Source organism: Stutzerimonas kirkiae (assembly GCF_004327335.1).
Taxonomy (GTDB): Bacteria; Pseudomonadota; Gammaproteobacteria; order Pseudomonadales; family Pseudomonadaceae; genus Stutzerimonas; species Stutzerimonas kirkiae.
Window position 1 is genome coordinate 1 of sequence record NZ_QJUO01000052.1, and the last position, 15,557, is coordinate 15,557.

Genomic DNA, 15,557 nt, shown 5'->3' on the forward strand with positions numbered 1-15,557 from the left:
ACGATGCTCTGCGCCTGAGTTTTATCCAGGACGCCAGCCAGGTCTGGGCGGCCCATTACCGCCCGGTTACCGAGCAACAGGCGATTCTGTGGCAGTCGAGCGTACAGAACGAAGAGCAGTTGGAGGCCCTGTGCACAGAGGCCCAGGGTAGCTTGAACCTGCAGGATGGCCCGTTGGTACGGGCAGTGCTGGCGAGCCTGGCCGATGGCAGCCAGCGGCTGTTGCTGGCCATTCATCACCTGGTGGTGGACGGAGTGTCCTGGCGCATCCTGCTGGAGGATCTGCAAACGGCCTATGGCCAGTTTCAGTCCAATCAGCCTATCAAGTTGCCAGAGAAAACTAGTTCCACAAAAGCCTGGGCCGAGCATCTGCAGACTTACGCCAACAGCGAAGCCCTGCAGCAGGAGCTTGGCTACTGGAAAGGTCAACTGATCAACGCACCAATCGATCTGCCTTGTGATAACCGCGAAGGCTCGTTGCAAGGTCATCGCGCTGGCCACGCTCAGACTCGTCTGGGTCAGACCCATACCCGGCAACTGCTGCAACAGGCTCCCTCGGCTTATCGAACCCAGGTCAACGATCTGCTGCTGACGGCTCTGGCCCGTGTCATTGCGCGCTGGACCCAGCAGGATGACGTGCTGATCCAGTTGGAAGGCCATGGCCGTGAAGACCTGTTCGAGGATATCGATCTGACCCGTACGGTGGGTTGGTTCACCAGTATGTTCCCGGTGAAGTTGAGTCCGGCCCAGGCATTGGACGGCTCGATTAAACGGATCAAAGAGCAACTGCGGGCAATTCCGGAGAAGGGCATAGGTTTTGGTGCTCTGTGCTACTTGGGTAACGAGCAAGCCAAACGCGCATTGGCCGCACTGCCGCTACCCCGGATCACCTTCAACTATCTGGGTCAGTTCGATAGTAGTTTTGTCCAAGAGCAGGAGGAGGAAGAAAGCGCATTCCTGGTACCTGCGCTAGAGCGCCCAGGAGCAAGCCAGAGCGGACGAGCCCCGCTGGGCAACTGGTTGAGTATCAATGGTCGGGTGTATGGTGGCGAGCTGAGCTTGAATTGGAGCTTCAGCAAGGAGATGTTCAAGGAAGAAACCATCCAGCATCTGGCGAATGATTATGCCGAAGAGCTCAAGGTACTGATCGAGCATTGTATTGCCGAAGACAACAGCGGCTTGACTCCATCGGATGTGCCACTGGCCAAGCTGACCCAGGAGCAACTGGACGCTTTGCCGATCCCTGTGCGGGAAATTGAAGATATCTACCCGCTGACACCGATGCAGCAAGGTATTCTGTTTCATAGTCTTCAGGATGATGTCTATGTCAACCAGACCAGTGTTCCAGTCAAAGGGTTGGATATGGAGCGCTTTATTGCCGCTTGGAAACAGGTGATAAAAGCGCACTCAATATTGCGGACGAGTTTTCATACAGGGAGCCTGTTGAGTGAGCCTTTACAGGTTGTGCATCGCATGGCGGAGATGGAGCTGCAACTACTTGATTGGAGTCGTCTCGTTTATGGAGAAAGTCTTGATTTGATTGACCAGCAGGCGGAAAAAGACCGCCAGCATGGTTTTGTGCTTTCACGCGCGCCCCTGATGCGCCTTACCCTTATTCAACTATCGAATCAATATCAACACTTGATATGGACGACTCATCATATCCTGATGGATGGCTGGAGCACCTCCCAACTTATCGGAGAGGTTTTGGCACGTTATGCGGGGCGGACGGTTGAGCCTATTGTATGCCAGTACCATGACTATTTGGCTTGGTTACAGCGGCAAGATACAGGAGCCAGTGAGCGTTTTTGGAAGGAAAAACTGGATACCTTAACTGGCCCCACCTTGTTGGCTGATGCCTTATCGAAGCCTGATACGACTCCTGGTGGTCATGCGGCGCTGTATCTGAGTTGGAATGCAGAGCGGACGGCATCCCTGCTCAGTTTTGCGAAGCGACTGAAAGTCACACCTAATACAATTATTCAGGCTGTATGGTTATTGCTGCTGCAGCGCTATACGGGCCAAACTAGGGTATGCTTTGGTGCGATAGTATCTGGCCGCCCCGTGGACTTGCCGGGTATTGATAAAGTGCTTGGGCTCTTTATCAATACGCTGCCGATTATTCAGGAAATACTGCCAGAGCAGCGGGTGAGTCGGTGGCTGCAACAGTTGCAGGACTATAATCTGGGCGTCCGGGATTATGAGCATACCTCCCTGGCGGATATCCAGCGTTGGGGGGGGCGCGCCGGGCAGCCGCTATTTGACAGTATTATCGTCTTCGAAAATTATCCAATCGACGAGCGTTTACAACAGGGGGTTGCAGAAAGCATCAGCTTTGGGCAAGTAAAGAGCCGTGATGTTACAAACTATGCTATGGACCTGGCGATACACCTTGGTACGACGCTGAGTATTGAGTTTATGTATCTACGGGACCATTTTATCCCCCAGGATGTCTCTCGTATAGTCGGCTCCTTTGAGCATTTGCTACAGGCGCTTATTGAAAATGCCGATGGGTGTTTGGGTAACCTACCTATATTGCCCGAGACAGAAGAACTCGGAACAAGTAGTTCTGTGGGCGTCCAATCACTAGTTGAGCTTATTGCTTCTCAATCCCAGCGATCACCTAAAGCTATTGCCGTGAGTTGCGCAGGGGAGAGCTTGACTTATAAAAACTTGGAACAGCGCGCTGAGAAACTTGGCAACACTCTACGAGCCCGGGGTATCGGATTGGAAAGTCGTGTCGGGGTGGTGCTGAACCGCTCGCTGGAATCCATCGTTGCTTTTTACGCGGTGCTCAAGGCGGGAGCCGCCTACGTGCCGCTGGATGTCGACTACCCGGCCGAACGTCTTGAGTGGATAATTCGTGACTCGGAAATGTCGTTGCTGCTTACTCACTCTTCCCTTGGAGCGCGATTCAGAGATACATATGCCATAGATATTCTGGAAATTGACCGGCTTTTGGAGTGTGATTTTCCCTCTGCTTGGCACGCAACCGAACTCAGTTCCGACAGTCTGGCCTATTTGATCTATACCTCTGGATCGACTGGGCAGCCCAAGGGCGTGGCGGTAAGCCATGGCCCATTGAGCATGCACTGCCAGGCTATCGTCGAAAAGTATGCGATGGACCAGGAGACCCGCGAACTGCTCTTTATGTCCTTTGCTTTCGATGGGGCCCAGGAGCGCTGGCTATCGATATTGCTCAGTGGCGGCGAGATGGTCATACGTGATCAACAACTCTGGACGCCTGAGCAGACACTGCAGGTGCTGCGTGACAAAGCAATCACCATTGCCTGTTTCCCGCCGGCTTATCTGAGGGAGCTTGCCGAGTGCGCAGCCTCGTCTGATGAAGCGCCACCCAAGGTGGATACCTATTGTTTCGGCGGTGATGCGGTCGCTGAGGCGACATTTGAACTGGTCAAGTCCGAACTGCGCCCTCGGTACCTGACCAATGGCTATGGCCCTACCGAGACAGTGGTGACACCGTTGCTTTGGAAAGTCGATGCAGAGCAGCAATGTGGCGGCCCTGTTGCACCCATTGGGTCGGCGGTGGGCGCGCGTGAGTTGTACGTTCTGGACACGCAACTCAACAGGCTGCCCGAGGGTGTTGCTGGCGAGCTATTTATTGGCGGCCAAGGATTGGCGCGCGGCTACCACGCACGCCCTGGGTTGAGTGCCGAGCGTTTCGTGGCCGATCCATTTTCAGTCGGCGGTCGGCTGTATCGAACAGGCGACCTGGTCCGGCGCCGTGTCGATGGGGTTTACGAATACCTCGGACGCCTCGATCAACAAGTCAAGATCCGTGGCTTCCGTATCGAGCTGGGTGAAATAGAAGCGCGTTTACGTGAACAGGCAGATGTGCGGGATGCAGTGGCCGTTGTCTGTGGCAGCGAGACAGACAGGCAACTGGTGGGCTATGTCACTGCTTATGACCTGCATCTGGGACGGAACGAGACGCTGAGAGAGTCTCTGCGCGGGTGCCTGCCTGACTATATGGTGCCGGCGCAGATCATAGTACTCGACACCTTACCTTTGAGTCCCAATGGAAAACTGGATCGCAGGGCCCTGCCTGAGCCCGACTTCAGCGGCAGAGGCGAATTATATGTGGCACCTCGCAATGCACTGGAAGAACAGCTATCGCATATCTGGGCCGAAGTGCTCGGCGTCGAGAGGGTCGGTGTGACCGATAATTTCTTCGAGCGGGGCGGTGATTCGCTGCGCAGCCTGAAAGTCATCTCCAAGGTCCGGGCGCTGAAAATTGAAGGTTTCGAATTGAAGTTGCGTGACCTGATGGCCCGTCCTTCGATCGCGGAGCTTTCCGGCTTCAGCGATAGTGCGGTACAGCTGAACCCACTGTTGCTACTCAACCGGCAGGTGGCGTCGACAGCGCCGCTGTTCTGCATTCACGCAGGCTTTGGTACGGTGTTCGACTATGAGCCTGTTGCCCGTCGTCTTGATGGGCTGTGCAGTGTCTACGGTTTGCAGTGCCGCATGTTATTGGACTTGGGCTGGCGGGATGACTCGCTGGCAGCAATGGCCAGCGATTATGCACAATATATTCGCCAGGTTCAGTCTTATGGCCCATATCGTTTGATGGGTTGGTCCTTGGGGGGAATCCTTGCTGTTCTGGTCGCTGCGGAACTCGAGCAGCAGGGACAGGAAGTAGAGTTTCTGTCAGTAATTGATAGCTTCATCCCACCTGAAACCGAAATTAATGAGGATGCGCATGGAGAGGAGCGTGACTGGCAGCACGATCTGCAAGGTTTTATTTACTCCCTATATGGGCGTATGGCGGAAGAAATACCCTTGGCCTTATGGGATAAAGTCAGCGAGCCCGCGTTGAAGCCCCTTGCGGATTTCTTTTCTGGGTTGGACCTTACATCGGGGTCTCCATCCGGCGGGGAGGCGCGGGAGTTCGATGCAGAGGATCTGGCACAGGCATTTATTGTGGGAATGAGGTTGAAGTCTTTATCTGCAAGGACTCTTTCCATTCCGATGTTAAAAGCGGTAGTGAACGTCTGGTGGGCGCGGGACGAATCTCATGCTCGGCACAGACGATTCGAAAGCACCTTGAGCATGGAAGCCGTGAGTTCCTGTATTGATACTGATCATTACAGCATTTTGAGGCATTCCGACTTCCTGGCTGCGCAAGAAAAAATACTTTCGTGCACTATGGATACTGAACAAGTAATTTAATTGATCTGACGCCAGCCTTTCCCGGCTGGCTCTTGATGGAGCTGAGTATGCCTCTGGACCCAGATGTCGAAGCGTTTCTAGAGTTGGTTGAGCTGGGGAAAATGACCGGCAAAGCTGTGCCCATGCATCAGCTCAGTGTGGAACAGGCACGCACGGAGTTTGAAGCGAGCGCAAAGTTGCTTGATTCTGGGCCGCCGCAAGATATTGACATCCGGTCGTATCGGGTGCCGCTGAGGGATGGCGAGTCAATCGAGGCCAGGCTCTACCGAGGAGCCCAGTCTGAAAAAGCAGAATGCCCCATCATCCTCTATTTTCATGGCGGCGGCTATGTAGTGGGCAGTTTGAATTCCCATGATTGTGTCTGCCGTCGACTGGCGCTGGCCAGCGGTTTTGTAGTCCTTGCTCCCGCCTATCGGCTGGCGCCTGAGTACCGCTTTCCAACGGCAGTGGAAGATGCCGAGGATACGGCTGCCTGGCTACTGGAGAAGGCTGAACAACTGGGGCTGGACAGGGAAAGGATTATCGTCGCGGGCGACAGTGCCGGCGCGACATTGGCAGCGCTATTGGCAATAGGTAGCGGGAGAGAAGGGGAGGTGAGGTCCACTTTCAGGCCTGCCGGGCAACTGTTGTTTTATCCTGTGACGAATGCTTCGAGTGTTTATGAGTCCTTTCGGAATTATGGGGAAGGGTATCTGCTGGAAAGTGCAACAATGGATTGGTTCTATCAGCAGTATCTAGACTCGGACGATCAGAAACTGGATTGGCGAGTTTCTCCCCTGCTGGAGCCTACTGGTGAATGTCCAGTGCCAGCTTATATACGAGTCGCAGAGTACGATCCATTGCGGGACGAAGGGAAAGCCTATGCGGACTTTTTACGGGGCAAGGGGGGATGTGTTGATTTCGAGCTTATGACAGGCTTGACCCATGATTTTTTAAGAATGGCAGGTGTGACCGACAGGGTTGATGCGGTTTATAGCGATGCAGCGCAGTGGCTAAAGGCTCGTTGGAAATAGGGTATGGAATTCCACGCCATTCAGCCATACCTTCCACAAGCCGAACACCAACTGTGTCAAGTACTATGAGGCACTATCGCCTTAGAACTATCGCCTGCTGATAAGTATCAGGCACTGAGCACTGAGAGGGGGCTGAGAGAGTATTTGCAAAAAGCGATATCCCATTGTGTGTTGCCAGCCTACCGTACTGACTGCAGGGAGCTGGTCCCGCAACTTTGCAAATATTATCTGAAGGAAGGTGATGGGTATGGGACTGATATAGCCATAGATTCCGTGGCGTGGGTGGGGGTAACGGGTGCTGTCCCGTTACCTCATCCCGATGATTGCCGGTTAGAATTCGTATCTGGCGCCTAAAGTAATATTACGCGGCGCGCCATAGTATCCATAAGCTAAGCCTCCGATGGCAGTGTAGTATTTCTTATCGAAAAGATTGTTGATGTTCAATGTGCCTGAAAGATGTTGGTTGAATTTGTAGCGTGCCATTGCATCAACCACAACATAATCATCCTGTATGGCCTTGCTGGAAAGGTTTGTATAGTATGCGGTGGTTTTCGATACCCAGCGTGCGCCGCTACCGATGGTGAGATTTTGCCACTCACCAGAGAAATTATAGGTATTCCATAGCTTTACGGTATCCAGAGGATGCTCTGTCGTCTGCCGGGCGCCATCGGCGTCTTCCGATCTCGAGTGGCTATAGCTGCCGCTGACGTTCCAGCCCGGAAGCACTTCGCCGGCAATTTCAATGTCGATGCCCTTGGTTTCCATACCGTCGATGGCGCGGTAATAAGCGACGTTCGAAGAATTGTAGCCCGCGAGCTCGGTGGCGTTGTCACGCTTTACCTGGTAGATCGCCACATTAGCATTCAGCCGGCCATCATAGAACTCGCCCTTCCAGCCGATTTCATAGTTCGAGCCTACCTGGGGCTCGATGACCTGGCCGCTTATATCGTTGACATTGTTGGGGGTGAATATGTCGGTATAACTGGCGTAGATTGACTGCTCCGGCGTCAGGTCGTAAACCAACCCGGCATAAGGGGTGACTTCGCCAGTTTTTTCGTAGCTGCTTCCGTAGCCATAGCCAAAAGCAATCGCATCATAATAAGTGTCATATTTGTAGTCGGAGGCGCGTGCGCCTAATATGACGTGAAGCTTGTCGACAGGGTTGAGACGAAGAACTCCATAGTAGCCTCGCTGGATGATATAAAAGTCTTGAGCGCTGTATTGGTTATCGTTAGGCACTGGGGGTATTTCATGTACAGTGGATAGGTTGGAAGTTGTAGAGCCATATCCGTAAGACTCGTAATGAGACTTGTAGCGACTGAATTCATAGCCAACGATTACCTGGTGTTCTCTGCCAAATAGCGAGAACGGGCCTTGCAGGTTTATGGCGGCGGACTTCTGGTTTAACGGGTTGGTTATTTTATTTGTTCGGTTCGCGGTAAACTCGCCTGTTTCCCTATCTACAGCAGTGCTTGTGCCCGCGTTCATGGAAAAACTATTTGAGATATCTCGATCAACATCCATATAGTTTCCCGCTATCACTAGCTTCCAGCCATTTGCCAGCGCCTGATCGATGTTGAAGAAGTAATTGGTTGTTTCCAATTCCTGGTTCCTATGCTTGGAACCGACCGTGGTGGAGCGGGAGAAATTGGTCTGCTCACCGTCGGTGTAAAACAATGGCACCCCAGTCTGGCCATCGACTTCATACTTCTGATAATCGATACCGAATCTGACAGTCGTGGTATCCGTTATATCCGCCTCCGCCACACCGTAGAGAACATCCCTCTTCTGGCTATAATAATCGGTGAAAGTGTCATTGTCCTGCTTGGCCCCGACCAGGCGTGCTCGCAGCTTGCCGCTTTCGATCAATGGGCCTGAAACATCCACCTGGCCCCGGTAGTCGTCCCAGCGGCCGACGCTGCCCTCCAGGCTGGCCTGGAATTCCCTGGTAGGTTTCTTGCGTACCATATTGACCATACCGCTCGGCGAACCAGCACCGGTCATCAGCCCTGTTGCCCCACGCACTATTTCGATCGTGTCGTAAATAGACATGTCGGTAAGGTTTTGAGTCATGTTTTGCGTCTGGTTCTGCACGTGAGTCGTGAGCCCATCATATTGGTACTTGGTGATTTCATTGCCGCGCGAATAGATATTGAACCGTTCCGACGCGTCTCGGGAGATCGTGATGCCCGGAGTTTGTTCCAGTACTTTGGTAATACTGGTCAGGTTCTGATCGTCCATACGTTGGCGGGTAACGACGCTGATGGATTGCGGAGTTTCGCGGATGGACAGGTTCATCTTGGTGGCAGTACTGGTGACACCGGTGGTGTAGGAGCCTGTTCCCTCTGTGACTGCTCCTGGTTTCTGACTGGTAATCTCTGTTGCTGAAAGCTGCAAGGAATCTTTAGAGGCCAACTGCAGGGTAACGGTATTTCCATTCAGGCCATAACTTAGCCCGGTGCCATAGATAATGGTTTTGATCGCGTCAGCCAGTTGATAGCGGCCATTGAGAGCAGTGGAACGCAGCCCCTCGACATTCCCCGGGTTGTAAAGCAACTGTACGCCGGTTTTACTGGCCAGTTCCTGCAGGGCCTGGTTGAGGGGCTGGGCGGGGATGTTAAGTTGCCATTCCTGGGTTTGCGCTTGTACCGCCAGGGGGAGGGTTGCCGCCAGCGCTACTGCAGGAAGCCTCGATTTGAATGCTTGTCTGAGGCGAAGTGCTTTGGTCATATGATTCAAGCTATGTTGTGTCGGCATGGCGATGCTCTTTTCTCTCGTCATTGGATGTTAGGAAAGGCTAGTTTTGTTCCATTTTGATTCGTTTAAACGTCAAAATCGGCCAAGCCAGAAATAAAAATTAGTCGTATTTACATGGCGCTGTCTCCCTTGATAGGTGCCAACTGGTCCGCGGGTATCCAGCGCGCCAGTGATTGTGCTACGTGCGATAGGCTCGTCGGCGAGTCCACACATGGGGGGCTCTGTGGTGGAGCCGCCGCAGGTGTGGAACCGGGGCTACTGGCTTTTCAAGGGCTGATAAAGGCCATCACCGAAAAATCGTTCCCGGGACAGCATCACCAGCAGTGCGCGTTTATGGGGAAAGTCGAAATGCTTGAGCTTGGCGAAGCCGCTGCGGTCGAAGTTGGCGATCTGCCGCTGGTTATCGTGCCGTGGCTCGCAGACGATGCGCTGGGTGCGTGGATCGTCGAGGAACAGGTAGTGGCAGATGGATGAGAACCAGGCGGTGTAGAAGGCCTTGCCGCGGAAGGACTCTTCACCGACGAGCAGGTGCAGCCCCCTGTCGTAGTCGTTGGCTTCATAGAAGGGAGCGATGCGGTCTTCCTTGGCCCAGTAGATCTCGAAATAGCCGAATGGCTGGTTGTCGAAGAAACCCGTTACCGGTTGTGCGTGGGGGTCGTCCAGCAGCTTTTGCAGGTAGGCTCGGTGCTGATCCAGGCTGCCTTCTTCTTCCCAGAATTGTGCGACACGGGGTGAGTTCATCCAGCGGTTGAACGCCTCCAGGTCTCGCTCCGGGTCGGTGAGTTCGAAGGTCAGGGCCTGTCCGATCCAGGGGATAAAGCGCCGATAGAGTACGCGGGATTGTGGGACTGGTCGCAACGGATGCCGTTTGGCATCAGTCATGACGTACTGTTGGGGGGTAGCTCCGAATGAGGCCTTGGGAAGCCAGGGTTGGGGCGTTTGCCAGAGGGCTTGTGCCGTGCAGGCGACGGAGTTCTCTCCGTTGCGGTGCAGCAGTCCATCGGCTAGGAGAGCGTCGATCGCGGTTGATGGTTGATAGCGGAGCGTCAGTTTTTCCAGTGCTGGGTTTTGTGTAAATGCACCTTCGCAGGCTGCCAGGATGGCTTCCTGTTCCATGACTTTATCGGTGTGGTCGAGCGTTCCCTGGAGTGAGCCATCCTGCGTAGCTGGCTGGAGAGCGATGTCCAGTACTACCAGCCCGTTCAGGGTGACAACAAGCTTCTCTGGCGAGAGCAGGGCTTGCAGTTGTCTCTCCGGATAAAGGCTGGCAAGGGTTGGAGTTGCGATGGTGTGAGCATTCATCTCGGCGTTCCGTACTGCTGGCTATAGCATCAGAACGCAAACGCGGCAGTTGGATTTAGTCTCCGGTGTGAGGTGAGGGCGGAGACCTTAAAGGTCCGCCCTGTCCCTTTTGGTCAGGCGCTGGCCAATGCCGTCGCCAATGGTTCGCTCCTGTTTTTCCCCAGGTTCTGATACAGCGCCTTGCCGATCTCTTCGCTACGGATTGGCAGTACGGAGAGCAAGGTATCGCTCAGGCCGTGGGTGCTTTCGCAGAAGCCTTGCAGATAAATGGGGGCTTGCAGTTCCGGGCTGGCGAGGGCGCGGTAGTCGCGATCTACCTGGTAGTCCTGCAGGTAGTCTTCCAGTGGCGCCAGCAGGTCCTTGTGGGAGCGGCGCTCGTAACCGGTGGCGAGGATCACGGCATCGTAGCGGTGGGTGCGTTGTTGCCCGGTGGCCAGGTCGCGGAGGGTCAGTTCGATGCCTTCGGGGGTGGCCACCGCGGCTTCCACCTGCTGGCGGCAGAGGACGGCATGGCGGGGCTGGCGGGAGACTTTCTGGCGGTAGAGTACGCCGTATATGTGCTCGATCAGCTCCGGGTCCACGACCGAGTAGTTGGTGTTGTGGTATTCCCGCAGGTGCTTTTCCCGGCCCTCGGGCGTATTGGCGAAGACCAGGTCGGTATAGGCCGGGCCGAAGACCTCGTTGACGAAGGGGGTGTCGTCGGCCGGCTTCATGGCCGAGGCGCGGGTGATGATTTCGGCTTTGACGTGCGGGAAGCTTTCATGCAGATCGATAAAGGCTTCGGCGCCGCTCTGTCCGGAGCCGATGATGGCGATGCGCATGGGCTTGCCCTGGGTGCAGGGTAGCTTCTCCAGGCTGCTCAGGTAGCGGTAGTGGTGGAAGACCCGGGGATCATCCTTGAAGGCTGTGAATATCTCCGGGATCTTGGGGGTGCCGCCCGAGCTGATCACGACGGCACGGGCATGGCGAGCCTGCTCCTGGCCTTTGCTGTCGCGGGAAATCAGCTTCAGCTTCTGGATGGTGCCGGCGCTTTTGACCGGCTCGATGCGCAGCACTTCTTCGCCGTAGCGCGCCTGGTTGGCAAAGTCCTCGGCGACCCACCTCAGGTAGTCGTTGAACTCCATCCGGCAGGGATAGAAGGTGCCGAGGTTGATAAAGTCCACCAGCCGGTCGTGCTGTTTCAGGTAATTGACGAAGCTGTAGGGGCTGGTCGGGTTGCGTAGGGATACCAGGTCCTTGAGGAAGGAAATCTGCAGTTCGCTCTGGCTGGCCAGGGTGTCGCCGTGCCAACTGTACTGTTGCTGTTTGTCGAGGAACAGGGCGTCCAGATCCTTGCCGCCTGCTTGGGATAGTTCCTTGAGGGCGATGGCCAGGGCGATATTGGATGGGCCGAAGCCTACGCCGATAAGGTCGTGGGTGAGAGTTGCGGTAGTCGTGGTCATGTCTGCATTTTCCTCAGAAGTGATTCGATGTCCGAAAGCGAATGGCTTATCGGCTTGTCGATAAGCCGTTATGCACACAAGCGGTGAGGGCGCAGAGCACATGGCGTTCGATACCTGGAGCCGGCTGTATCACGCTGCGCTATCGTCATTCACACCCTGAATAGAGGACGAAGAGGGTGGGGGGAGATTTAGGACGCTCTTTGGGCGCTTGTTTCTCTATTTGGCTATAAGCAGTGCGAATAACTTTTTAAAGTTCCCTGGCTACTCTAAATCCCAGCCAATCCCCACGAACACCGGGTTCTCGTTCATTCCGATTACCCGAGCGCGAAAAAACCGGGGGCTCTATCCAGTCGTTGCCCCTGATGACTCTGAGACTACATTGCCCGTCCTGACGAGCCCTGCCATCGCTGTGGGCGCCGTTGTAACTGTCGTGGTAGCAGTCTTCTATCCACTCATAGATATTGCCGTGCATGTCATAGACGCCGAAGGCATTGGGTGGGAAGCTGCCAACAGGGGCGGCATAGCTGAAGCCGTCGCGGGGGCCGTAGGTGTTGGCGTGTTTGCTGATCTGGTATTCGCCATCTTCATCGAAGGGAAATGGGAAGGGACCGGTGGAGCCTGCCCGGGCGGCGTATTCGCGCTCCGCTTCGCTGAGCATGCGATAGGGCTTGTCGGTCTTTTGTGCAAGCCATTCGATGTAGTTGCGTACATCGTGGAAGTCGATGCAGACGGCTGGATGACGAGGGGTTTGTTCGTAACGAGGAGTGCCGGCGACGCATTCGCGACCTGGGCGGCTATCGCCATCCTTGAGTGTTATACCTGTTTCCTTGATATAGGCGTTCCATTCTTCGACGGTAACGTGAAAGCGGCTGATGGCGAAGGGTTTGGCGAAAGTGACTTGATGCAGTGGACCTTCATCCGGTTGACGGCCCAATTCATCTTCCGGGCTGCCCATGGTAAAGCTCCCAGAAGGGAGTACGACCATTTCCGGGCAGGTGGGGCAGTCTTGGAGGACTGTGCCTGGAGCCGATAGGTTCAGGGCCTGGATGCTGCTGGATAAGAGGCTGAGAACGGCTGTTTGTGCGAAGAGAATAACTAGGCGCATGAGGACTCCATAAATAAGGTGAATCAAATCGAGGCGGTAAATCGTTGACTCAACAGTTCGATGACCTTGTCTATTTCGGCTTCATTGTTCAGCAGTCCAGGGGCCAGGCGGAGGACAGGGCCTGCGTCTCGATCGACGGCGTCGGCGATAACGCGATTTTCGATCAGGTAGGCGCCGACTCCTTCCTGATCGCCCTGGCCGGCGATACGAAAGAAGGTAAAGCCAGCGGATAGCTCGGGACTGAGTGGGGTGACGAGTTCGACATTGGTAAGCTCTTGCAAACGCTGTTTGCAGTAGCTGTTGAGGGCATGGATACGCTGCTGGATGTCATTCTTGCCCAACTGCAGGTGTAGTTCGAACGCTTTGGCCAAGGCCCAGCGATGTTCGAAGGCGTGGTAGCCGCCAGGACTCATGATCGTGCCAAAGTTAGTGTGAGGCGAAAATGTGGCTTGGGTTGGGCTGATGTTATTCAGCTCTTCAGAGGCTGCGCAGATGATTCCGGTACCACGAGGCCCGAATAGCCATTTGTGAGTACCTGCGATAAGAAAGTCGCAGTTCAGGTCTGCGAAACGGACATCCTCTACGCCAAAGCCATGTACTCCGTCTACGCAGAATAGAATGTGTTCTTTTTTATCGCGTTTTTTATTCTGCTCACGAATCCACTGTCCTATTTCTTTGATAGGTAGTTTCACTCCACTACCCGAGTGGACCCAGGTCATGCCTATAACCCGGGTATTGGGGCGGAGGTTGCGTTGCAGATTACCGAGAACCTCGTCCACGGATACTTGATGCGGATCCTGGAACAAGGAGATATGGCGTACCGGGGTGCCGTCACTCTGGTTACGAAACTCCAGGGCGGCATAACTGGACGAGTGTTCGTGTGTTCCTGTCAGGATTTCCTGTCCAGGGGTTATGTGGATACCGCCATAGACCAGGGCCAGCCCCTGGGTAGTACTGCCGGTCAGAGCGATCTGGCCGGGTTCGACTTCCAGGTAGCGTGCCGCCCAGCTCCGGACATTGTGCTCGTTTTTCCAGGTTGTCTGGCGATCATAGTCCATCATCAGGCCAGGATTGGCGTCCAGCTCTGCGCGGTAGGCTTCTATTGCTTCTTTCACTGGTAATGGGTGCGGAGCGATGAGGAAATTCGCCAAGTGGATATAGCGTTCATCGATACTGAATAGACGGCGAAATTGCGACCATTTGTCTGCCGCGGGTGCTGCCGAGGCTTTAGTGATGTGTGCATTCAGGCCTGTGCCGAGGGAAAGGCTGGCCGTCAGAAGGCCCGCCTGTTTCAGAAAGCTGCGTCGATCATTCATTTTTACTTAGCCTCCCTGGCGTTGCTGGCAGATTGCTGCACCCGCTCCCACACCCTGAGGAAGTTGCCGCCCCAGAGCTTGCCAATATCTTCGTCCGAGTAGCCGCGCTGGATCAGTTCGGCGGTGATATTGCGATTATCGGCGACGCTCTCCCAACCGATCACGCCACCTCCATCGTTGAAGTCGGAGCCGATGCCGACATGGTCGATACCGATTTTTTTCACGGTGTAGTCAATGGCATCGACGAACTGTTCCAGGGTGGCGCGGGGCTCCTGGCCGAGAATGTCGTAGAAGGGGCCCAGGTATTCGCCGAACTTTTCTTCGGACCAGATGGAGAATATCGGGTCGGTGGTGGTGCTGACCTGGGTCATGTTCTGGATGTCCTGCAGGCCGTATTTGGCGCGCAGTTCGTTCATCCGGGTGATGGTTTCTCGGGAGAATGGTTTGAGAAAGCCGGAGTAGCCGATGATATGGGCGACTCCGCCGGTATCCCGAATATGCCGGAGATCTTCGTCGCTCAGGTTGCGGCGAATATCCATGATGCCGCGTACGCCACTGTGGGAGGCGATGATCGGGGCGCGGGTCAGTTCGGCGGTTTGGCGCAGTGCGTTGCTGGACATCTGGGATACATCGATGATCACGCCCAGTTCGTTCAGGCGCTCGATTGCGGTGCGGCCGAGCTTGGAAAGTCCTCCTTGTTCATCTTCCGTATCCCCGAGAAATGGCAACGGACGGGCCGAGTCGGTCCAACTGTTGTTGCCGACATAGCCGGGGCCGAAGATGCGTACGCCCCTGGCGGCCCATGTATCTAGCTTGTCTATGTCGTCGCCCAGTGGGGCGGCGTTGAGCATGCTGATGACGATGGCGAACTTGCCTTCGTGGGCCAGGCGGCGGAAGTCGGCGGGGGTGTAGGCGATACCGGCCTGGTTGGGATAGTCCTTGGCGATACCGGTGATGATCCGGTAGCGCACTTCCAGTTCATTCTGCATGGCTTCCAGAAAGCCGGGAGTTGGCCTGTGCGGTGAATTGGGACCGGCCCAGAACTCCGGCCAGGACCATATGGTCAGTGCACCGCCACTCAGCCTGCTTTTACCGGCCTTCACCAAGTCGAACTGGCTATGACCATCGCGATCGGCTTCAAGGCCAGGGCTGCCGTAGTCAAGAGGAATATCCAAGTGGGCATCGAACGACAGCATCTGCTCATGCAGGGCATTCGCCCTGCGTGTGGTTTCCAGCGGGTAGGGCAGGGACTGCCTGATGACGAACCACCAGATAAGCGCGGCCGCGACAGCCAGGGTCAGGAAGAGGACTGGAATCAACCATTTCCAGATGGTGCGGCGCGTGTTCATAAGCCTCCCGTGGCGTCTGCTCGTCGCTCTATGTGCGAGTGATCATTGGGGAGAACGAGGCGGGGGCGGGGGGATTTAGTC

General features: G+C 55.2%; 8 protein-coding genes. 2 read left to right on the forward strand and 6 right to left on the reverse strand.

All coding sequences use genetic code 11. The features are described from left to right. On the forward strand, positions 1-5,192 hold a 5,192-nt coding region (locus DNJ95_RS18500; protein WP_131186190.1), incomplete at its 5' end, for a non-ribosomal peptide synthetase. Positions 5,193-5,239: 47 nt separating this feature from the next. After that, positions 5,240-6,205 (forward strand): alpha/beta hydrolase, encoded by a 966-nt coding sequence (locus tag DNJ95_RS18505; protein WP_131186191.1) that lies wholly within the window; start codon positions 5,240-5,242, stop codon positions 6,203-6,205. Positions 6,206-6,535: 330 nt separating this feature from the next. On the opposite strand, the gene DNJ95_RS18510 is transcribed toward DNJ95_RS18505, so the two are convergent. From DNJ95_RS18510 to DNJ95_RS18535, 6 genes are all read right to left on the reverse strand, one after another. Next, positions 6,536-8,962 carry a TonB-dependent siderophore receptor gene (locus DNJ95_RS18510; protein WP_131186192.1) on the reverse strand — a complete coding sequence of 809 codons (2,427 nt, stop codon included), beginning with the start codon at positions 8,960-8,962 and terminating at the stop codon, positions 6,536-6,538. Positions 8,963-9,217: 255 nt separating this feature from the next. Continuing rightward, positions 9,218-10,264, reverse strand: coding sequence for a GNAT family N-acetyltransferase (locus DNJ95_RS18515; protein ID WP_131186193.1), 1,047 nt, complete (start codon positions 10,262-10,264; stop codon positions 9,218-9,220). Positions 10,265-10,377: 113 nt separating this feature from the next. Beyond that, complete coding sequence (locus DNJ95_RS18520; protein WP_131186194.1) at positions 10,378-11,706, reverse strand: lysine N(6)-hydroxylase/L-ornithine N(5)-oxygenase family protein; 1,329 nt, start codon at positions 11,704-11,706, stop codon at positions 10,378-10,380. A 247-nt stretch (positions 11,707-11,953) separates the two neighbouring features. Then, positions 11,954-12,811, reverse strand: coding sequence for a dihydropyoverdine dehydrogenase (gene pvdO, locus DNJ95_RS18525; RefSeq protein WP_131186195.1), 858 nt, complete (start codon positions 12,809-12,811; stop codon positions 11,954-11,956). A 23-nt stretch (positions 12,812-12,834) separates the two neighbouring features. After that, positions 12,835-14,127: a pyoverdine-tailoring periplasmic protein PvdN gene (gene pvdN, locus DNJ95_RS18530; protein WP_131186196.1), complete on the reverse strand. Its 1,293-nt coding sequence runs from the start codon at positions 14,125-14,127 to the stop codon at positions 12,835-12,837. 2 nt (positions 14,128-14,129) lie between these two features. Beyond that, positions 14,130-15,476, reverse strand: coding sequence for a dipeptidase (locus tag DNJ95_RS18535; protein ID WP_131186197.1), 1,347 nt, complete (start codon positions 15,474-15,476; stop codon positions 14,130-14,132). Positions 15,477-15,557: the final 81 nt, after the last annotated feature.

Excerpts from the sequence above, each read along its gene's own strand:
- DNJ95_RS18520 (WP_131186194.1), bottom strand. The coding sequence starts at position 11,706 with ATGACCACGACTACCGCAACTCTCACCCACGACCTTATCGGCGTAGGC.
- pvdN (WP_131186196.1), bottom strand. The coding sequence starts at position 14,127 with ATGAATGATCGACGCAGCTTTCTGAAACAGGCGGGCCTTCTGACGGCC.
- pvdO (WP_131186195.1), bottom strand. The coding sequence starts at position 12,811 with ATGCGCCTAGTTATTCTCTTCGCACAAACAGCCGTTCTCAGCCTCTTA.
- DNJ95_RS18505 (WP_131186191.1), top strand. The coding sequence starts at position 5,240 with ATGCCTCTGGACCCAGATGTCGAAGCGTTTCTAGAGTTGGTTGAGCTG.
- DNJ95_RS18535 (WP_131186197.1), bottom strand. The coding sequence starts at position 15,476 with ATGAACACGCGCCGCACCATCTGGAAATGGTTGATTCCAGTCCTCTTC.
- DNJ95_RS18515 (WP_131186193.1), bottom strand. The coding sequence starts at position 10,264 with ATGAATGCTCACACCATCGCAACTCCAACCCTTGCCAGCCTTTATCCG.
- DNJ95_RS18510 (WP_131186192.1), bottom strand. The coding sequence starts at position 8,962 with ATGCCGACACAACATAGCTTGAATCATATGACCAAAGCACTTCGCCTC.